Source organism: Paenibacillus sp. V4I7, from assembly GCF_030817275.1.
GTDB lineage: Bacteria > Bacillota > Bacilli > Paenibacillales > NBRC-103111 > Paenibacillus_E.
In genome coordinates this window covers 3731584-3751107 of record NZ_JAUSZD010000002.1, presented here as the reverse complement: position 1 = coordinate 3751107, position 19524 = coordinate 3731584, and the positions used below count along the sequence as shown (strand labels likewise).

Annotated in this window: 18 protein-coding genes and 1 other annotated feature; of the genes, 11 read left to right on the top strand and 7 right to left on the bottom strand. The window is 43.9% G+C overall.

Annotated elements, in window-relative coordinates:
* Positions 1–21 precede the first annotated feature (21 nt).
* Entirely contained in the window at positions 22–726 is a 705-nt protein-coding gene (locus QFZ80_RS18495; protein WP_307560421.1) for a 5'-methylthioadenosine/adenosylhomocysteine nucleosidase, read from the top strand.
* 57 nt (positions 727–783) lie between these two features.
* Here QFZ80_RS18495 and QFZ80_RS18490 read toward each other — a convergent pair whose 3' ends face one another.
* Together QFZ80_RS18490 and QFZ80_RS18485 are read right to left on the bottom strand one after the other, a co-directional pair.
* On the bottom strand, positions 784–1968 hold the full coding sequence (locus tag QFZ80_RS18490) for an acetoin utilization protein AcuC (RefSeq protein ID WP_307555384.1): 1185 nt from the start codon (positions 1966–1968) through the stop codon (positions 784–786).
* A gap of 69 nt (positions 1969–2037) precedes the next feature.
* Complete coding sequence (locus QFZ80_RS18485) at positions 2038–2676, bottom strand: GNAT family N-acetyltransferase (protein WP_307560419.1); 639 nt, start codon at positions 2674–2676, stop codon at positions 2038–2040.
* 223 nt (positions 2677–2899) lie between these two features.
* Between QFZ80_RS18485 and acsA the strand changes: the two genes are divergently transcribed.
* Positions 2900–4624, top strand: coding sequence for an acetate--CoA ligase (gene acsA, locus QFZ80_RS18480; protein WP_307555388.1), 1725 nt, complete (start codon positions 2900–2902; stop codon positions 4622–4624).
* Positions 4625–4728: 104 nt separating this feature from the next.
* On the opposite strand, the gene QFZ80_RS18475 is transcribed toward acsA, so the two are convergent.
* Positions 4729–7851, bottom strand: a complete 3123-nt coding sequence (locus tag QFZ80_RS18475; RefSeq protein WP_307560417.1) for a transglycosylase domain-containing protein — start codon at positions 7849–7851, stop codon at positions 4729–4731.
* A 128-nt stretch (positions 7852–7979) separates the two neighbouring features.
* Positions 7980–8258, top strand: a binding site (T-box leader).
* Positions 8259–8309: 51 nt separating this feature from the next.
* Here QFZ80_RS18475 and tyrS point away from each other — a divergent pair.
* A complete protein-coding gene (gene tyrS, locus QFZ80_RS18470) occupies positions 8310–9569 on the top strand; it encodes a tyrosine--tRNA ligase (protein ID WP_307560415.1) in 1260 nt (419 codons plus the stop codon).
* A gap of 45 nt (positions 9570–9614) precedes the next feature.
* On the opposite strand, the gene rpsD is transcribed toward tyrS, so the two are convergent.
* Positions 9615–10214 carry a 30S ribosomal protein S4 gene (gene rpsD, locus QFZ80_RS18465; RefSeq protein WP_057302933.1) on the bottom strand — a complete coding sequence of 200 codons (600 nt, stop codon included), beginning with the start codon at positions 10212–10214 and terminating at the stop codon, positions 9615–9617.
* 352 nt (positions 10215–10566) lie between these two features.
* Between rpsD and QFZ80_RS18460 the strand changes: the two genes are divergently transcribed.
* The 5 genes from QFZ80_RS18460 (at position 10567) to QFZ80_RS18440 (ending at position 14275) form a co-directional block, all read left to right on the top strand.
* Entirely contained in the window at positions 10567–12555 is a 1989-nt protein-coding gene (locus QFZ80_RS18460) for a diguanylate cyclase (RefSeq protein WP_307555397.1), read from the top strand.
* A 260-nt stretch (positions 12556–12815) separates the two neighbouring features.
* The gene (locus tag QFZ80_RS18455) at positions 12816–13205 is read left to right on the top strand and encodes a TVP38/TMEM64 family protein (RefSeq protein WP_307564359.1); all 390 of its coding nucleotides are present in this window, start codon (positions 12816–12818) and stop codon (positions 13203–13205) included.
* Positions 13096–13500 (top strand): TVP38/TMEM64 family protein, encoded by a 405-nt coding sequence (locus QFZ80_RS18450; protein ID WP_307560413.1) that lies wholly within the window; start codon positions 13096–13098, stop codon positions 13498–13500. Before QFZ80_RS18455 ends, QFZ80_RS18450 begins: the two co-directional genes overlap by 110 nt.
* Positions 13501–13614: 114 nt before the next feature.
* Complete coding sequence (locus tag QFZ80_RS18445) at positions 13615–13863, top strand: HPr family phosphocarrier protein (protein ID WP_307555399.1); 249 nt, start codon at positions 13615–13617, stop codon at positions 13861–13863.
* Between the two features lie 124 nt (positions 13864–13987).
* Positions 13988–14275 (top strand): Fpa/YlaN family protein, encoded by a 288-nt coding sequence (locus QFZ80_RS18440; RefSeq protein WP_028558177.1) that lies wholly within the window; start codon positions 13988–13990, stop codon positions 14273–14275.
* Between the two features lie 40 nt (positions 14276–14315).
* Here the strand turns inward: QFZ80_RS18440 and cax are convergent, their stop codons facing one another.
* A complete protein-coding gene (gene cax, locus QFZ80_RS18435) occupies positions 14316–15362 on the bottom strand; it encodes a calcium/proton exchanger (RefSeq protein WP_307560411.1) in 1047 nt (348 codons plus the stop codon).
* 231 nt (positions 15363–15593) lie between these two features.
* Here cax and QFZ80_RS18430 point away from each other — a divergent pair, with 231 nt between their 5' ends.
* Positions 15594–15974, top strand: coding sequence for an Asp23/Gls24 family envelope stress response protein (locus tag QFZ80_RS18430; RefSeq protein ID WP_029195598.1), 381 nt, complete (start codon positions 15594–15596; stop codon positions 15972–15974).
* Between the two features lie 19 nt (positions 15975–15993).
* On the opposite strand, the gene ftsW is transcribed toward QFZ80_RS18430, so the two are convergent.
* Positions 15994–17160, bottom strand: coding sequence for a putative lipid II flippase FtsW (gene ftsW, locus QFZ80_RS18425; protein WP_307560408.1), 1167 nt, complete (start codon positions 17158–17160; stop codon positions 15994–15996).
* A gap of 13 nt (positions 17161–17173) precedes the next feature.
* The gene (locus tag QFZ80_RS18420) at positions 17174–17521 is read right to left on the bottom strand and encodes a YugN family protein (RefSeq protein ID WP_307555408.1); all 348 of its coding nucleotides are present in this window, start codon (positions 17519–17521) and stop codon (positions 17174–17176) included.
* A 204-nt stretch (positions 17522–17725) separates the two neighbouring features.
* Between QFZ80_RS18420 and QFZ80_RS18415 the strand changes: the two genes are divergently transcribed.
* The gene (locus tag QFZ80_RS18415; protein ID WP_307555410.1) at positions 17726–18895 is read left to right on the top strand and encodes a M20 family metallopeptidase; all 1170 of its coding nucleotides are present in this window, start codon (positions 17726–17728) and stop codon (positions 18893–18895) included.
* Positions 18896–18958: 63 nt separating this feature from the next.
* Positions 18959–19399: a CBS domain-containing protein gene (locus tag QFZ80_RS18410; protein WP_307555412.1), complete on the top strand. Its 441-nt coding sequence runs from the start codon at positions 18959–18961 to the stop codon at positions 19397–19399.
* Positions 19400–19524 lie beyond the last annotated feature (125 nt).

The window sequence follows — 19524 nt, the reverse complement described above, 5'->3', positions numbered from 1 at the left end:
TAAGGGAAAGAGGATAATGAAATGACATGGAATAAAATTGCTCTTATCGGAGCGATGAATGAAGAAATAGAACTCCTAGTTTCGCATATGACCGATGTGCGTGAAACGATCAAAGCAGGCATTACGTTTCGTGATGGTACATATTTTAACAAGCAAGTTGTCGTGTGCCGGACAGGTGTTGGGAAAGTGAATGCGGCTGTGACGACCCAAATTTTAATTGATAGCTTCGGCGTCGAAGCCGTTATTTTTACAGGAGTAGCTGGAGCCTTAGATCCGGAGCTGAATATCGGGGATCTCGTGATATCGAGTGAATGCATGCAGCATGATATGGATGTTACTGCACTTGGGTTTCCTCGTGGCGTTATCCCTTATGAAGCGAAATCCATCTTTGAAGCGGATAGTAAGCTTGTTGAGCTGGCTGTTGCTTCGGGTGAAAAACTGTTTGCAGGCAAAGTTAAAAAGGGGAGAGTACTCTCTGGGGACCAGTTTATTGCAAGCAGGGAAGTTGTTGCCAGCCTGTATGAAGAGCTTGACGGCGTTTGTGTTGAAATGGAAGGGGCATCGGTGGCTCAAGTTTGCTCGATGAATGCCACTCCTTATGTCGTACTGCGATCGATGTCCGATAAAGCAGATGGTTCCGCTCACGTTAACTTTGCCGAGTTTACGGTCCAGGCATCTGAAAATTCGTACAAAATGGTTGAGGATATCGTAAAACATCTCCTCTAAGATAGCTATAAAAAAAGCTCGGAATTTCGCCGAAATGGCGGTTCTGAGCTTTTATTTCTACTTCAAATACATCATGGCGAGTTCCTTCGTTTGTCGGTTCTTCTCGGCAATCGCTAAGCGCCTTGGAATTGGCGCCCAAGCTTCTACAGGGTCCAACCAGGTATCCACCAGCTGGACAGGGCTCTTGCTCTGCCAGGCGTCCAGCCACGCCTGTGGCAGCTGCAGCTGGGGCTGCACCTCCAGCTGATCTATGATCGCTTGCTCGCTCATTACGAGCCAGAGCAGGCTCCAAGCCCGTGGTACGACACGCCAGATGTCGTACCCGCCGCCCCCGAGCGCTACCCACCGCCCTGCGCACCACTTATGCGCAAGGGAGTGGATTAGCTCGGGCATAGCCTTGTACACGCGCATGGAGCAATGGACGTGCGCGAGCGGGTCGAAAGCATGGGCATCGCACCCATGCTGCGAGATAATGACGTCTGGCTGGAAGCGGGCGACCGTCTCGGTGAGCACCTCGCCGAAGCACTCCAGCCATGACTCATCCTCGGTGTAGGGCTCCACCGGCATGTTGATGTTCGTGCCGAACGCGTCGCCTTCGCCGCGTTCGTTCACGGCGCCCGTGCCGGGGAATAAATATTTCCCCGTCTCGTGGATAGAAAGTGTGCATACCTGAGGATCAGCGTAGAAGCCCCACTGCACGCCATCTCCATGATGCACATCTGTGTCGATGTACAACACTTTTGCGCCGTACATCTCTTTTGCGTGCGCAATCGCCGCTGACGCGTCGTTGTAGACGCAGAAACCTGCGCCCTTGCTTTGCAGGGCATGGTGCAATCCGCCGCCCAGGTGAAGGGCGTGCGGAGCCTTACCGGACATCACCAGCTCGACTGCGGTGATGGAGCCGCCTACGACTTTCGCCGTGGTATCATGCATCCCGGCGAAGTAGGGCGTGTCGTCGGTGTCAAGTCCGAAGCGCGTTGCTTCTCGGACCCAAGCCGCCTCCGGCACGGAACAGCTAAGCGCTTTCACTGCTTCAATGTAAGCGGGTGAATGAACCCGCAGCAGTTCGCTGTCTGTCGCGGAGCGAGGAGCCCACAGCGCGCTATCAGGCAGAGCGCCGGCTTTTCGCAGCAGATCCACCGTCATCGTGAGACGATCTTGATTGAACGGGTGGTTTTCATTAAATTTATATTGAATTTCTTGATCATCATAGATAAAGACAGGATTTGCCTTCTTGTTCATATCCCTAATTCCCCCGAATGGACTAACAATTTCGCTTGAAGCCCTAGAAATCCCACGATTACTTAGAAATTAATACATGAAACGCTGCTGAAAACGAATGCGATCAAATTGCTCAACGGAAGAGATTGGCACCTTTTTGCCGATTCTCACCATAAGACAGTTGGCTGGATGTGAGCATATTTCTGGATCGTCCGTAGCGAACCAGATCATGTCGATGCTTTTCATGAGCTTCTCCATCATTTGACGGTATTCCCAGACCGTTAATTTGCTTGTTTCCAAGTCCCAATGCCAATAATACTCTGTGGTGAAACAGATGATATTCTCCATCTGCTCATCTTCGAAAGCGAGTCGAATCATCTTTTTCCCTAATCCAATGGATCGGTAGTCGTCTGCAACTTCTATGGCGCCCAGTTCAATTAAATCCTGCATATGCCCCTGTGACCAACGCTCAATCTCGTCTGGATAGTGAAAGGTGACATAGCCGACAATGGTGGAGCCGTCTCTTGCTATGATGATACGTCCTTCAGGTAATTGTGCAATTTCGACTAGTGCCTCTAACTGCTCCTTAGGTCTGCGGAACGCATCTAATTTGGTATGCATAACAAGCTCCTGCAAGGTTTCTGCTGAAACAGGACCTTCTATGATGATTTCGGTTTGATCGGGAGCTGCGCGCAAGCTGTGTGAGTGGTATATTTTGATATGCTGCATAACCTTAGCTCTCCTTTTAAAAAAAAGCATGATGAACGTTTCCTTTTCCGTTAGGTCATAGTATTCTTATACCAAACTTTGGTTTGAATTAAAAGACGAATTTTTAACGTAGGCGAATATTTCCTAGTATGATATAATAGAATATGTCAAAAATCGATCACATTTTGCATGAATTAATCAGTAAAATGAAAGCGGTTTACCACGTGAGGAGGGTTTTACGTACATGGATCAAATGAAAGTTGAACTCATTGAAGCTGTATCCACTAATCCTAACATGATCAATTATGAACAAACACATGCGTCATTTGACTGGAAAGACATCGAGAAGAGCTTTTCCTGGTATGAAACAGGTAAAGTTAACATGGCATATGAAGCAATTGATCGTCATGCTGACTCATCCAAAAAGGATAAAATCGCACTTTATTACAGCGATAGTCAGCGAGAAGAAGCAATCACTTATGGACAAATGAAAGCGAAATCTAATCAGTTTGGTAATGTGCTTCGAGGACTTGGCGTTGGTAAAGGAGAGCGCGTCTTTATTTTCATGCCACGCACACCGGAACTTTACTATTCATTACTTGGAACCCTCAAAGTAGGTGCTGTTGTTGGGCCATTATTTGAGGCTTTCATGGAAACAGCAGTTAGAGACCGTTTGGAAGATAGTGAAGCCGTAGCGATTATTACGACACCAAGTTTACTATCGCGCGTACCTTATAATGAACTGCCACATTTGAAGCACGTTATTCTCGTTGGTGAAAATGTGGAGCTAGCTGAGGGACAAGTTGATTTCTACAAAGAGATGGAAAGCGCTTCAACAGAACTTGACATCGAATGGCTGGATCGTGAGGATGGATTAATTATCCATTATACGTCAGGCTCAACCGGAAAACCGAAGGGTGTCTATCACGTTCAAAATGCAATGATTCAACATTATTATACAGGTAAAATTGTATTGGACCTTCAAGAGGACGATATTTACTGGTGCACTGCGGATCCGGGTTGGGTAACAGGAACCTCCTACGGTATCTTTGCGCCATGGTTGAATGGAGCGACGAATGTAATTCGCGGCGGCCGTTTTAGTCCACAAGATTGGTACAACACATTACAAAAATATAAAGTAACCGTTTGGTATAGCGCGCCAACTGCTTTCCGTATGTTGATGGGAGCCGGTGATGATGTTGTTACTGGGTTTGATCTTTCTTCGCTTCGTCACGTTCTTAGCGTAGGCGAGCCGTTAAATCCCGAAGTTGTACGTTGGGGGCTAAAAGTTTATAACCAACGTATACATGACACTTGGTGGATGACAGAAACAGGTGGACAACTTATCTGTAACTATCCATCCATGACGATTAAGCCTGGTTCAATGGGGCGTCCAATTCCGGGTGTCGAAGCGGCTATTATTGATGATGCAGGGAACATTTTGCCTCCTAATCGGATGGGGAACCTAGCTATCAAAACGCCATGGCCTTCGATGATGCGCAAAATTTGGAATAACCCTTCAAAATACGAAGAATATTTCCGTTTGACAGGTTGGTACGTTTCCGGTGATTCAGCTTATCAGGATGAAGAGGGGTACTTCTGGTTCCAAGGTCGTGTGGATGATGTGATTAACACAGCAGGCGAGCGGGTAGGTCCTTTCGAAGTCGAAAGTAAGCTTGTTGAGCATCCTGCGGTTGCAGAAGCAGGGGTTATTGGTAAGCCTGACCCAATGCGCGGAGAAATTATTAAAGCATTTATCGCCCTGCGTGAAGGTTACACACCATCTGATGAGCTAAAAGCGGAGATTTCCAAATTCGTTAAAGAAGGGCTTTCTGCCCACGCAGCTCCTCGTGAAATTGAATTTAAAGACAAGCTGCCTAAGACTCGCAGTGGTAAAATTATGCGCCGTGTTCTTAAAGCTTGGGAGCTCAATTTGCCAACTGGCGACTTATCGACGATCGAAGACTAAAGGTAATCAAACCTTCCTTGCACCAGATCTATGGTGAAAGGAAGGTTTTTTATTGCATTGAAATGAAAAAGACCCGGGTAGCCGGGTCTTTCTACTTTAGTGATTTAGTTGTTATAGGAGATAGAAGCGGAGGGCTTTGACTCGCCTGCATAGTTGACAGCAGTTACTTTGTAATAACCGTTGTAAGCTGCTGCGTAATAATGAAATTCGGTCGCATCCTCAACAGAACCAAGCTTCTTAAACGTTCCTTTTTCTTTGTCACTAAAATAAATATTATACTTTTTTACTTTATCCTTGGACGCATTGGCTTTCCAAGTTAATATCACACCTGCGCCATCAGCTTTGGCTTTAATACCGGTTGGTGCGGCAGGTAAGTCCTTTGTGGTTCCATTGGTGCCGTTGTCGGTTCCGATGGGTTCACCGATGCCACCATTGGAGCCGTTAGTAACTCCTGGAATTTGATTGTCATCGACAGAAGGTACGAACAATGAATCTAGCGAGCTTCCATCTGTATAGGAGGAGCGGCTAGGTGCCGATTCTTTCCCCGCTACATCGACTGCTGTTACGAAATAACCGATTAAGCTAGATCCGGGGATTTGATCAATAAATTTCGTCTCTGCGCCTGCCAAGACAACTTTGCCGCCCATGAGCAGGAACTTGCCGCGGTTATCGGAACGGTATATGCGATAGCCGACGATATCAGGATTCGGACTTGCCTGGAAGGCAATGATTGCCGTGTCACCGGACTTGGTTGTTACAACGTTCGTTGGTGCTGCGGGCTCTTTACCATCATCAACCCGAGGGTCAACTTCGGATGGCGCGTCAACATCATAATCTGTAGGCTTATAATTATCGATCGGCTTACGGCTTTTTTCAGGAAGTTTACTCATCGCTACTTCGATTTCTTTGAGCAATTGACTGATCGATTTTTGTCTTTTAATAACCGTTTTCTCTTGCACGAAATCAGCCGGCGTGTTGTCTTGCGCCATATAATTCAGTCCGCCATATGAACTGATTTTCATCCGTACCATCACATTGTCGACTTCTGTAGGTACATATTTCTTGTTGAAAAGATCAGTAACTAGAAATTCGGACTTAGACGTTAATTCGCTTGGCAGCTTACCGGATAAACTGGATACGGTTGCCGAGACAATACCATCCGGTTTGGCGAATGTTTTGGTAGGAAAGAGATCTGGTTTCTGCTCGATGGTTCGGTTCATAATGAGAGCCCATATATCCTTGGCGTGATTCGTCTGCAATGTTTTTGAAGATAACTTATTAATCGGTTGGTCATAACCAATCCACACCCCAACGGTAATATCAGGGGTAAAGCCCATGAACCAAGCATCGGCATCATCTTGCGTTGAGCCAGTTTTACCAGATATCTCAATTTTGCCATATGATTTGTACTTTTTCATCAAATCAGTTGCTGTCCCTTGGCTAACCACCGTTTTCATCATATCTGTAATCAGATACGCACTTTGTGGGGAATAGACAGGGGTTGGCTTTTGATCATGTGTATAAATCGTTTTGCCATTGGAATCTTTGATTTCGCGAATCATAAACGTCTCATTGAATACGCCTTTATTCGGAATAGATGCATAAGCGCCAGTTAGTTCCTTTACCGAAGTTCCTCGGCTTAGTCCGCCGATTACGCCGGTCTGGGCATAATAATCTTCTTTTTGAATGGACGTGATACCGAGTTTTTTAGCAAATTCCCAGGAATCATTAATACCCACTTTATTCAAAAATATATCAATAGCAGGGATGTTGTAAGACTGGTTTAAAGCTCTTCTTGCTGTCATTAATCCGTGAAACTTGTGATCCCAGTTTTCTGGAAGATGAAAGCCTTTGACACCGTCTTTTAGAATAATTGGGATATCATCCACGATACTAGCCGGCTGAATGGCCCCTTTCTCTAAGGCTGGTATATAGGCGGCAATGGGTTTCATGGTTGATCCAGGCTGTCTGAATGCTTGTGTGGCGTGATTGAGCTGCTCTTCGAAGAAATTGCGGCCCTCAATCATCCCTTTTATAGCTCCGGATTTAGAATCGATCATGATGGCCCCGACTTGTTCCATGCCTTTTTTATCATCTGTAGGGGCAAAGTTTTTATCGTTACTCGATATTTCATGCATGGAATCATAAATGGTCTTGTCTATGGTTGTATAGATTTGATAACCACCACGTAAGAGCTGAGTATGTATACCCTTTAACGCTTCATTATAAGCGGCCTGGTTTTTCTTAGGATCAAGCTCAGGCTTCTGGATCTTCAACAAAATTTCTGCAGCTTCTTTTTCCGTTTCAATCATGAGGTAAGGATAAGTCGTATAAGCCTTCTGAGCCGCAGGGGGCATGGAAGCTTTGAGATCAAATTTAAGTGCTTCTTGGTACTGTTCATTTGTAATTTTCTTTTCTTCCAGCATCCGTTTGAGTACTAACTGTTCACGCGTGACCGCTTTTTTGAAACCATCTTCATCAAAGTCGGGTTTGCTCGTGAAGGCAGAGTACTGCGATGGGGATTGCGGCAAACCGGCTAAGTAAGCGGCTTGAGCAACGTTTAACTTATCCAGATCGTCGATGTTAAAGAGGCCTTTGGCAGCTGCTTTAATCCCATATAGATTATAGCCTGTCGCGCCATTGCCATAAGGAATTTTGTTTAAATAAGCAAGCAAAATTTCATCCTTGGACATTAGGCGTTCCATCCGCAGCGCGAGCAGCAGCTCTCTTGCTTTACGGCCATCATCGCGGTCGAGTGTAAGAAATACCCGTCTGGCAAGCTGTTGCGTAATCGTACTTCCACCTGTTTGTACTTCTTCGTTCAGCAGTTTCTGAGTTACTGCCCGATAAAGCCCGCGGATATCGATCCCGCGATGGTTGTAGAAGTCTTTGTCTTCAATGGCGAGGACAGCGTCTAACAGAAGTTGCGGAATATCGTCTAGCTGAGCGAGACGCCGATCTTCTTCTGTTCGCAATTGCCCAATGACGGTATCATCATTGAAGTAAGCGAAACCTGTGACTGCATTTTCCTGCATCTGCTGACGTATGGCCTCTTCCGTGCGCACAGGATCTTTTTTGACTAGGGCACTGACATACCCGAATGCGGCAGATCCACCGACAATTCCCGCCAAAAAGGCACTAATGATGGTCCATTTTAAGGTAATCCAAGTTACTTTGAATGTAGTTCTCACCCAAGGGCGATTCCATTTAGCGAAAAAATTGCGCATAAGTTCCAATATCCTCCTTACATGAACCCTAATAGTATACCATAACTGCCCCATTTGCGGTAATGATGAAGCGAAGAAACGATGCCGACATGGTTTGACAACACCCGGAAACATGTGATAAATTTTTATCAAATGCGTTGAAAGATCAGCAGTAGGTAGCTTGTGGATGCTTTCAGAGAGCCGGTGGAGGGTGCGAACCGGTACCTGCAGGTTAGTGAATTACGGTCTTGAGCAGTGAATGGGAACCTGCAGCCAAATTAAGCTGCACAAGTAGTATTTGCCGATTAAACCCCGTTAAAGGTTCTTGAGTGAAAATAGCTAGCCGTGCACATAACACCTGTTATAGATGTACGTAACTACTGTTTTAATTAGGGTGGTACCGCGAGTCAAGTCTTCTCGTCCCTTTGTGGATAAGAAGGCTTTTTTTGTATGTTTAAGGAAAAAGGAGATGGATGAACATGGATATTTTGAAGGATTTGGAGTTTCGCGGACTGCTTCATCAAATTACAGATCGAGAGGGCTTAGACAAAAAGCTTAGCGAGGAGCGTGTTACGCTTTATTGCGGCTTTGACCCGACTGCGGACAGCTTGCACATCGGTAGCTTGCTGCCTATTCTAACTCTGAGACGCTTTCAGCTCGCTGGTCACGTTCCTCTAGCACTCGTTGGCGGGGGAACAGGACTGATTGGTGATCCTAGCGGAAAAGCCAATGAGCGAACACTCAATGGGCCTGAAGTTGTTGAGGCTTGGTCACAAAGCATCAAAAATCAGTTATCGCGCTTTCTCGACTTCTCCACCGAAATTGAAAATAGTGCAGAGCTTGTTAACAATTACGATTGGTTAGGATCTCTGAACGTCATCGAATTCCTTCGTGATGTAGGCAAAAACTTTACCGTTAATTACATGTTGGCAAAGGATTCTGTTGATTCACGGATCTCCAAAGGGATTTCTTTCACAGAGTTCAGTTATATGATTCTGCAGTCTTACGATTTCCTGAAGCTCAATGAAACGAAAAATTGCTCTGTGCAAATTGGCGGAAGTGACCAATGGGGTAACATTACAGCTGGCCTTGAGCTTATCGGTAAGTCCACAGATAAACGTGCTTACGGGGTAACCTTGCCGCTTGTGACAAAGAGTGATGGTCAAAAGTTCGGGAAGACAGAAGGCGGAGCTATTTGGTTGGATGCAAGTAAAACGTCTCCTTATCAGTTCTACCAATTCTGGTTGGGCACAGCCGACAACGATGTCATCCGTTTCCTGAAATATTTTACTTTCGTTTCTCATGAGGAAATCGAACGTCTTGAGGAAGAAGTGCAAGCTCAGCCTGAGAAAAGAGAGGCACAGAAACTGCTTGCCCATGAAGTTACGAAGCTTGTACACGGCGGGGACGCGTTAGAAAGTGCTCTTAACATTACAACGGCTTTATTCAGTGGTAATATTCAGGACCTTTCTCGTACGGAGATTGAAGAAGCGTTCAAGGATGTTCCATCTACAACCATAGAACAAGATGATATTGCGTTGGTTGATTTACTGATTTCCGTAGGAGCAGCACCGTCCAAACGTCAAGCACGTCAAGATATTGAAAGCGGAGCTGTCACGGTCAATGGTGTTAAAATGACGCAATTCGATGCCGTTACCAAAGATCTGGGTAGGCTCGGAGAGTCTTACCTTGTTATTCGCCGCGGTAAAAAGAATTACTACCTTGTCCAGTTTGCTTAACGAAAAAAAAGCCCCTTAGGGAAATCCCTGAGGGGCTTGCTTTTATTAACGGCTGTAGAACTCGACGATTTGTTTCTCGTCAATTTCTTGTGGAAGCTCAGAACGTTCTGGCAAACGAATGTACTTGCCTTCTACGCTTGCATCGTTGAACTCAAGGTAAGTTGGCAGGTAGTTACGGTTAGCAAGAGCTTCTTTCACTGCGGAAAGACCTTTGCTTCTTTCACGAAGAGCAATAACGTCACCCGTAGATACGATGTAAGAAGCGATATCTACTTTTTTGCCGTTCACAGTAACGTGACCGTGAGCAACTAGTTGACGCGCGCCTGCGCGGGAGTTGGAAAGACCAAGACGGTAAACCAGGTTGTCCAGACGGCTTTCAAGCAAGATCATGAAGTTCTCACCGGAAATACCTTTTAGTTTGGAAGCTTTATCGAACAAGTTGCGGAATTGCTTCTCGTTCAAACCGTACATGTGACGAAGCTTTTGTTTTTCATTTAATTGAACGCCATAGCCGCTCATTTTTTTACGTTGTCCTGGGCCATGTTGACCTGGAGGGAATGGGCGTTTCAAGTCTTTACCGTTACCACTCAAAGAAATACCAACACGACGGCTTAATTTAAATTTAGGTCCTGTATAACGTGACATTTAGGAAAAACTCCTTCTTTTCAACAATTAGTTTAGTAGATAGCATCTAGATGTCAGGGTGAAGACAAGTGCCTGGTTTTGCTTACGAATCATACTGTGATTCCCTGACAAGAGTAGTTCAGCCGCTGTCTTGGCAGGAGCAAAAGCAGTGAGGGTGATCACAAATGGCATTCACCGAAATCATGTTGTTACTCGACTTCTAATTTTATTAAAAACACGGGCATGTGTCAAGTCTTAATCCTTTAAAGTGATTCTAAAATATCGTGCAATAAGCACAGAAAAATAGTATGATAAATGAGGTAAGATTTAGCCTGGATCAATAGGACTACAGTTTGTTGGTGAAGGAGAGCCTATGAGTGAATCACTTCGTAGTATGAAACAACATAGTCGTGCAGAACACTTCGAAGAGTTTCTTCGGCAAGGACTTGTTCTTTCTAGCAACTTTTCCTATTGGGAATCCAATTGTGATCATGTCGTACGAGATGCGTTTGATGAGTGGATTCACCAATTCGGGCAAGCAATGCTACCGCCTCAAACCGCACTGCTATGCGTGGATACGGATCTGAAAGTGGTTAAGGCTTGCTTTCATGATACACTTCTTACTGATGCATTGATGCAGGTAGGGGCATCGTGGAGCTATGCAGAACGCAATGACAATCCGTTGGCACGATGTGCTGAGAATCCCACAATGCATATAATGACGAGCGATGAAATGAGCGCAAAAGAACGGAAGACAGTTTTGGCTGCTTCGATTCCAGTCCTAGATCCACAAGGAATTCCAATTTTATATTTGGGACTATTTTCCCATGCAATTGAAGAAGCAAATGAACTTGCACAATTGTTCTATATACTTTCCCTTTCTTTCCAAAGTAGTGTGCAGAGCGTAGAGGATCGTCGTAAGTACGATCATTTGTTTATGCAGCATCTGAATAGGGAACTTGAGTTTAAGAAGCATGATATTTTATTTGAGGCTTCCAAGAAACTACACGCCAAAATCGATGTCGATTCGGTATTGACCGAAGTCATTGAGTGCATGCATAGTGTTTATCCCAATATACAAGTAGATTTATTGCTTTCACAAGATAATGACTCTACGAATCTATCCGTGAAGCCTTTGAATTTCCAAAGTACGGAGAATGACATTCGAACACGTGCTTTTATGGAAGGGCATGTAATATTTGAACCTTCATCCGAGATTAGTGGCCCAAGTACAGGTCATATAGCTGCTCCATTATCAGGTAAACAGGGTGTATATGGCGTCTTATATATGACGTCTAAGAGGGATTTGATTCACGCTGCGGATTTGCAATTCATATCATTGCTTGCTGATACAGCCGGGTCTGCTTTTGAAAACGCTAAATTGTATGAACAGTCCAATTTAATGATTAACGAGCTTCGACTTATTAATGAAATCACCAAGCAGTTAAATCAGAGCTTGCGTTTAAATGAAATCTTTAACTCAGCATCGAGCGAGATTTTAAGTATTTTTGGCGCGGATTATAGTTGTATTCTGCAAGCGGATAAAAATAGTGAGAATTTAATCGTACGGGCAACTAATTTGCCTGCGATGTTTCATGAGACCTTTACCGTAGATCAAGGCTTTTCTGGCGTCATCTATACCTCCAAAGAACCGATTATTATTTCAGACTATTGGAGCAATGAGAAGGTGGAGTCTAAGCTGATGCAGTTAACCAACTCCAGATCGCTTATTGGTTCGCCGATTCTCGTAAATGGACAAGTTGAGGGCGTTATTCTAGTTGTGCACAGCAAGCCGAATTTCTTCTCCTATGATAACTACAAATTGCTGCAGGTTCTTTCAGGGCATATTGGTCTTGCCATGACGAATGCTTCCCTGCATGCTGAAGTGAAACGTATGGTTATTACAGACAATTTGACAGGACTTTACGTACGTCATTATTTGGACGAACAGGCTAATTCGATGCAAAAGAAGGACTTCTGCGGCTCACTCATTGTCGTTGACATAGACAATTTCAAACGGGTTAATGATACCTACGGTCATCAGGTGGGCGATAAAATCTTGATCCAGGTCAGTCAAATTATTAAAACTAGTATTAGGGATAGTGATATTGCAGCAAGGTGGGGCGGGGAAGAGCTTGCAGTCTATCTACCCCAAGTTGCCAAGGCTCAAACAATTCGAATCGCAGAACGTATTCGTGTTCGTGTTCTAGAAGAGACTAATCCGCAAGTAACCGTTTCCTGCGGTGTTTCGGATTGGAATTGGGAAGAAGATAAGATTAGCGTAGAATCGCTGTTCTATCGTGCAGATATGGCTCTGTATCAAGCCAAAAATAACGGTCGTAACCAAATTCGAATCGGTTAATAAAAAGCACTTGTCTAAGGACAAGTGCTTTTGCTTCGCTTTAACATTTTTACATCCAGAATTTGATGGCTCAACTGCAAATAATGTCGAAAATAGGCTATGTAATTTAATGAATTTGTATAGGTAGGGTAAACTATATGAAGGATAAAAATAGGTTACTTGTTTCACCTTTGTAGAACTAGATAAGTCTTCACTTTTCTCTTCCTGAACCTTCCGTAACATGTTACAATGGTTTGGTCTAAGGGAAGGATGGTCGAAATTTGTCGGTGTTGAACAGGAAAAACATTCTGCTCGTTTTTTTTATTTTTATTTTGCTCGTTGCCTTGATTGCCTTTTTATTTTATAACCCTACAGGTATTAAACTTACTCACAGCAATATGCGACAGCTATCTGAACATTTAAGGGACATTGGTTGGTCTGGTAAAATCATCGGAATGGCTTTGATTTTTTTTCAAACGTTCTTTCCGTTTATTCCGTTTGTTCTTATAGCAGGTATGAATATTGCTATTTTCGGTATTAAAATAGGGTTTCTTGTTAATTATGTTATGTCTTGTTTGGGCGCAGTTGTCTCTTTTTATTTTGCTCGTTATTATGGACATGCATGGGTTAGAGAAAAAGCTCGAGCGATTTCCGTTAGTAACGCAGTTTAGTAAGCGGATGGAAAAGAAAGGATTCCTATATGTACTTTTAGGCAGACTGATTCCGATTTTACCTTCCTCGGCGATTAATTTTGGTGCGGGGCTAACTAGAATGAAATTTTCTCATTTTCTATGGGGTACTTTGCTGGGGAAACTGCCGATCGTATTTCTGGAATCGATGATTGCACATGATTTATTTCATTTCCAAAAATATAAGGGAAGACTACTTTTGTTGCTTGGTATTTTCGTTGTTTTGATTCTTGTTGGGAACGGCGTGAAGAAAGCCATAGCAGCAAAGATGAAGTAAAGCGCTTTACTTGGAGAATGAAGGAAATTTTTAGTTGCGTTAAGTAACCTTTCCAAGTTATCATATAGGGAGCAAGGCGACCAATTCAGATGCGAATAAATGGAGGAATGAAATATGCCAAGTGCTAATAATGCCGCAATTGTTGAAATTTCACAAACAGCTAATAAATTCAGATCGTCAATCGTTCTCCAATATGATAATAAGTATATCGATGTAAAAAGTATCTTAGGTTTGTTTACGACATTACTTAGCTCCAGCAACTATGATCTTCATGTTCATGGGCCGGATGCAGAAGAAGCGAAAATCGCTATGGCTGAAGTATTCGCTAAGCACAGTTTGGGCGTAAACGTTGTTCAAGAATAGCGTTCTTGCTTGAAGAAGGTACTCTCAGAATCTCTGAGGGTACCTTCTCTTGTATATTGATCCAATTTCGCTTAATATAGATCATATAAGGACGGATGACTATGCGTATAGGGGGAAGTTGGGAATGTCTTCATCTGATCTATTGCTGGACATGAATCAAAAAGCGCTTAATCTTCTCCAAGAAGATGCAGATAAAATCGAAAAACTAATCGAAGTACAAATGGAGAATTTGACAACGCGTCAATGTCCACTGTATGAAGAAGTTTTAGATACGCAAATGTACGGACTTTCTAGAGAAATTGATTTTGCCATTCGAGCGGGACTTATTTCCGAAATGCCTGGTAAACAAATTCTCAACAAGCTTGAACGTAACCTTGCGCAGCTATATGAAGCGTTGAATAACAAAAAGTAACCCTTCACAATGGGTTACTTTTTTTGTCTTTTTTGCTTATTTAGACGAGGAAGAATACGACGCCTAGAATGATGTAGACCACGAGCAGCAGGAGACCTTCATACCAGTTGGTCGAACCATCTTGGGTTATTGACTTCGTAATAAAGACGGCGACTCCGATAGCAGCAAGTTCATAGGTGGTGAAGACAATGTTCATAGGCGTTCCGCTTACGAAGAAGCTGAGAATGACAAGCAGAGGGGCCACAAACAAAGCGATTTGCAATGAACTGCCGATGGCTATTTCAACCGCTGCACCCATTTTATTCTTCATAGCCATCAAAACGGCAGCACTGTGTTCAGCGGCATTTCCGATAATGGCGATAAGAAAGGCACCTACAAACAGTTCGGATAACCCGAATTTATGGGTCACTTCTTCTAGTGTCCCGACTAACCACTCACTCGTGAAGGCTACCATAACGGTGGCAAGGACTAGAAAGAGAATGGAGGTTTTCTTAGACCATGCAGCCTCACCGTGCTCAATGGCTTCATCGGAGAGAATGTTCTTGTGTGTAACCATAGAGAATAGAAGCCAGAGCAGGTAAGCAGCTATAAGTAATATGGCTACGATCATGCTCATGGACGACGTTTCTTTGGTTGTCAATCCGCCGGCAAAGATGGCCGGAATGAATAGTGCAACAACCCCTAGAATCATGAGTGAAGAATTGTGAGAAGCCAGCTTAACGTTAAAAGACTGCTCTTTGAACTTCAACCCACCGGCAAATATACTTAGGCCCAGCACAAGCAGTAGGTTACCGATGATGGCACCGGTGAGACTGGCCTTGACGACATCGAATAAACCTTCCCTAACCAAGAAGAACGCGATAACCAACTCCGCTGCATTACCGAACGTTGCATTGAGGAATCCTCCCACGCGCTCACCTGCATAATGGGCAACACTTTCGGTCGCTTTACCTAGAAATCCAGCAACAAAAATGATCGCTATACAAGCAATAACGAATTGAAGTGTTGGATTCAGATGCATGTAATGAGCAATACCCGATGTAATGAAAAAAATGATTAACCCGATGTAAAACAATTTTCCCTTCAAAGTAAACCCTCCGACTCATTCTTTTATTGGTACTTTTTGACTTCTTTTAATATACCCACTTTGGAACGCAAAGTAAATTCGGATTGTGCATTGTCGCTGTTCTTGCTTTCAACTAGTGAACTTATTACAATAGATTTATACCAGAGTGGAGAGACTTTGAGTTCCACTCAACAACGAGAGACTTTAAGCAAGCTTAAAGGTCCATATATTATATATGAGGAGTTGATCTGTATGTCCGAAGACAATCAAACCGGTTTAATTCGTATTTCTGATGATGTAGTATCTACAATTGCAGGACTTGCAGCTCTGGAGACAGCAGGCATAGCAGGCATGTCAGGGGGTATCTCGGAAGGCTTAGCTAAGCGACTCAGCGGTAAGAATGTGCAGCGTGGCGTTTCTGTTGAGGTTGGGCAAGTGGAAGCAGCCATCGATCTACGTGTTATCGTCAATTACGGTTCCCGAATTCAGGATGTATGCAGGGATCTCCAAGAAAACGTGAGAGAAGCTGTTGAAAATATGACTGGACTAACCGTGGTGGAGGTCAACGTCAAGGTGGAAGGCGTCGCGTTCAAGGAAGAAGAGACAGCAGACGATCCACATCGTGTAAAATAGAAAAAAGACTCAATCGATTTCACTGAAATCGATTGGGTCTTTTTTTGGGTTTTGCAACTTCTTTGTTTGTTTGTTCCCGAGATATACTGAGCAGGATCCCCATACTGATGAGAGAGACCATCATGGAGGAGCCGCCTGCTGATATAAATGGCAAGGTTACACCGGTAAGTGGAATGGATCCTGTGACGCCTCCGATATTGATGACGGCTTGGAAAGCAAAAATACTCATAATACCAACTCCGGCTACCATACCGAACATATCGGGACTGCGAACAGCGACGAGGATGCCACGCCATATAAAGAGCAGGAAAATAAGGATGAATAGGGAACTCCCAATAAAACCAAACTCTTCCCCAATGATTGCAAAAATGAAGTCGTTATGAGCTTCAGGTAAATAATGCAGCTTCTGAATGCCTTGACCAAACCCTGCACCAACCAATCCGCCGTGTCCGAATGCGAATAAGGATTGGACGACCTGATACCCAGTATCCGAAGTATCGGCCCATGGATCAAGAAACGAAGTTAGACGGTTCACACGGTAACTGCTTGCTTCTGATGCATTATTTTTTAGTAAGTAAAGGGTAATAACCATGGTGCCGATTGCTACAAGGCCTGTCCCCAAAAGGAAAATATGCTTTAAGTTAGATCCACCTACAATGATCACAATGGTAGAGCAAACTAGCAGGATCATACAGGAGCCCAAATCAGGCTGGAGCATGATGAGCATGCTGACAAATCCAACGATCACCAAGGCAGGGAGCAGCCCCTTCTTGAAATTACGGAACTTCTCTTCTTTATTACTAATGAGAGAAGCCAAGTAAAGTATAACGATTAGTTTGGCAAATTCCGTTGGCTGAATACCAAATTTACCTACATTAAACCAGCTGGCTGCACCATTTGATTTTGAAGTGAAAATAACAAGAACGAGCATCACAACAATAGCAAAGAAAGCGGGAATAACCAACTTTTTCAGCTTGGTGTAATGAAGGTTCATGCAGAAAAACATGCCGACACTTCCTAAGCCAACAGCTATCAATTGCTTCTTCGTAAAATACCAAGGGTCGTCCCATCGATAAGCACTCGTCATTGAGCTTGCACTGAAAACCATAGCAAGACCGAAGCAAACAAGTACAAAGGTTAAAAATAGCAGCAGAAAATCCGGCGTTCCTCTTCGAGGGGGATTCATGCTGTTTCCTCGCCTAGTCTGCTAATAATTGCTGCAGTTGTGCTAATTTTTGGTTGGAAATTTTAAGAACGGACTCAGGTACAGGAGAATTGTAATCCAAGCCATGCGGGAACGTTTCTTTACCTATGTAAGCTTCTTCTAGGAATAAAATTGCATAAGGAGATTCTAGTTTACCGGATTCTACACGAGCATTTACACGTAAGAAATACACGGATTTACTTGCTTTATCTTCCATTTTAAAATCATAAGTAGCACGCGTGTATTCCCACTGCCAACGAACGAAACCAAGTTTAGTCGTTACTTCATCCAGGTGAGCCAAATCGCTTTTTAAGCCTTTTAGGCCAGTTGCTTCAATAATCACTTTTAACGCCTCCATATTGTACGTATGCATTCTTTATTCATGATAGTATGTTTCCAAAGGTTCTGCAAGTCGATAACAACGTCAAATTTCTACTATTTGATGGCACTTTACAGATGAAACATGGTCATTTATTTGGTAGAATAGGTTCAATGACACGGTAAATGTGAAAAGGTAAGAAACAAGGATGGGCGGAGGATTTTTCTTATGAACGATTTTCAAGCAGGCTTACAAGCGAATTATGAAGAAATGATTGCATGGAGACGTTACTTACATCAAAACCCAGAACTCTCATTCCATGAATATCGCACCGCCGAATTTGTGGCGAATCACCTACAAAGTTGGGATATAGAAGTTCGCAAAAATGTAGGAGGGAATGGTATTGTCGGACTGCTCCGCGGCAGCAGCGAAGGTCCTACGGTTGCTCTTCGAGCAGACATGGATGCACTGCCTATTCAAGATGAAAAGAACTGTACGTACTCTTCGCTCACGAAGGGAGTCATGCACGCTTGTGGACACGACGCACACACCGCAACTCTGCTTGGTATTGCTAAGGTGGCGAGCCAGCATCGCGCTCAGCTGAAAGGAAATCTGGTTTTCTTGTTCCAGCATGCTGAAGAAATTACGCCTGGTGGCGCTGATTCCATGATTCAGGACGGAGCTCTTGAAGGTGTTGATGCCGTGTTCGGCGTTCATCTATGGACACCGTTTCCTGTAGGCCATTTTTATTCCAAAGCGGGTCCCTTAATGGCAGCACCCGACGAATTCACTATTCATATTCAAGGAAAAGGTGGACATGGGGGTTTGCCTCATCAAACCATTGACAGCATTTATGTAGCTTCTCAATTAGTTGTTAATCTTCAATCGATCGTGAGTCGACAAATAGATCCGATAGAACCATGTGTGGTTAGCGTTGGATCCTTCCACGGGGGCTCTAGCTTCAATGTCATAGCCGAAACGAGTGTGCTGAATGGCACAGTGCGCACTTTCAATGCGGAACTTAGACAAGATGTCAAAGAGCGCCTGGAACGGATTGTGCATACCACTTGTGAGATGTTTCAGGCTTCCTGTAAGATAAACTATAAATTAGGTTACCCTACGGTTGTTAATGACGGGAAAGAAGCAGAGCGTTTCTTCAAAGTCGGTACCGAATTGTTTGGGACAGAAGCCGTGCACGAGTCTCCACTTATTATGGCCGGAGAGGACTTTTCCTATTATTTAAACCACCGACCAGGCTGTTTTATGTTCGTAGGTGCAGGTAATGTTGAGGCTGGCATTGTACATCCGCACCACCATCCGAAGTTCGATATTGACGAGAAATCCATGCTAAATGCGGCAAATTTGTTGTTAGGAATGGCTTTGGATTATATGGCATGAATGCCGTCCTTCCTTTGGAGAATGCTATAGAGGTAAGTTAACTCTGAGGAGGGATTGTGGGACATGGCAGGTAAAACAGTGAGGGACATCATGAGTAAAGATTGCGTGACCGTTACTCTGCAGGATAATGTATACGAGATCGCTTTGAAAATGAAGCAGCACGATATCGGATTCGTTGCCGTCGTAGAGGGCAAGAAGCTCATTGGTGTTGTTACAGACCGTGACCTTGTTGTTCGCGGCTATGCAGAAAAGCATTCTGGTTCTACAGCTGTCGATCAAGTAATTACGAAGGATATTGAGACTATAACCCCAGATACATCTGTTGAAGAAGCCGCCAAAATAATGGCTAAAGATCAAATTCGCCGTTTACCTGTAGTGGAAAATGGCGAGCTTGTCGGGATAGTAGCTATCGGCGACCTTGCGGTTCGCGGCAGCTTTGAGGATGAAGCGGGGGAAGCTCTTAGCAAAATTTCATCAGACAAAACACTAGTGGGCAGTAGATAACCACGATCAACGCATAATAATAAGCAACCTGTTCTCCAGTCTATGGAGAAGGGTTGTTTTTTTGTCAGGAAAAATTGTTATCTTTACTACCGATTAGTGATGAGAGATAATGATAGCGAAATGAG

What these genes read in the sequence shown, in the direction of transcription:
- QFZ80_RS18495 (WP_307560421.1), top strand. Translation starts at nt 22, where the DNA reads ATGACATGGAATAAAATTGCTCTTATCGGAGCGATGAATGAAGAAATA.
- QFZ80_RS18490 (WP_307555384.1), bottom strand. Translation starts at nt 1,968, where the DNA reads ATGAACAAGAAGGCAAATCCTGTCTTTATCTATGATGATCAAGAAATT.
- QFZ80_RS18485 (WP_307560419.1), bottom strand. Translation starts at nt 2,676, where the DNA reads ATGCAGCATATCAAAATATACCACTCACACAGCTTGCGCGCAGCTCCC.
- acsA (WP_307555388.1), top strand. Translation starts at nt 2,900, where the DNA reads ATGGATCAAATGAAAGTTGAACTCATTGAAGCTGTATCCACTAATCCT.
- QFZ80_RS18475 (WP_307560417.1), bottom strand. Translation starts at nt 7,851, where the DNA reads ATGCGCAATTTTTTCGCTAAATGGAATCGCCCTTGGGTGAGAACTACA.
- tyrS (WP_307560415.1), top strand. Translation starts at nt 8,310, where the DNA reads ATGGATATTTTGAAGGATTTGGAGTTTCGCGGACTGCTTCATCAAATT.
- rpsD (WP_057302933.1), bottom strand. Translation starts at nt 10,214, where the DNA reads ATGTCACGTTATACAGGACCTAAATTTAAATTAAGCCGTCGTGTTGGT.
- QFZ80_RS18460 (WP_307555397.1), top strand. Translation starts at nt 10,567, where the DNA reads ATGAGTGAATCACTTCGTAGTATGAAACAACATAGTCGTGCAGAACAC.
- QFZ80_RS18450 (WP_307560413.1), top strand. Translation starts at nt 13,096, where the DNA reads ATGTTATGTCTTGTTTGGGCGCAGTTGTCTCTTTTTATTTTGCTCGTT.
- QFZ80_RS18445 (WP_307555399.1), top strand. Translation starts at nt 13,615, where the DNA reads ATGCCAAGTGCTAATAATGCCGCAATTGTTGAAATTTCACAAACAGCT.
- QFZ80_RS18440 (WP_028558177.1), top strand. Translation starts at nt 13,988, where the DNA reads ATGTCTTCATCTGATCTATTGCTGGACATGAATCAAAAAGCGCTTAAT.
- QFZ80_RS18430 (WP_029195598.1), top strand. Translation starts at nt 15,594, where the DNA reads ATGTCCGAAGACAATCAAACCGGTTTAATTCGTATTTCTGATGATGTA.
- ftsW (WP_307560408.1), bottom strand. Translation starts at nt 17,160, where the DNA reads ATGAATCCCCCTCGAAGAGGAACGCCGGATTTTCTGCTGCTATTTTTA.
- QFZ80_RS18415 (WP_307555410.1), top strand. Translation starts at nt 17,726, where the DNA reads ATGAACGATTTTCAAGCAGGCTTACAAGCGAATTATGAAGAAATGATT.
- QFZ80_RS18410 (WP_307555412.1), top strand. Translation starts at nt 18,959, where the DNA reads ATGGCAGGTAAAACAGTGAGGGACATCATGAGTAAAGATTGCGTGACC.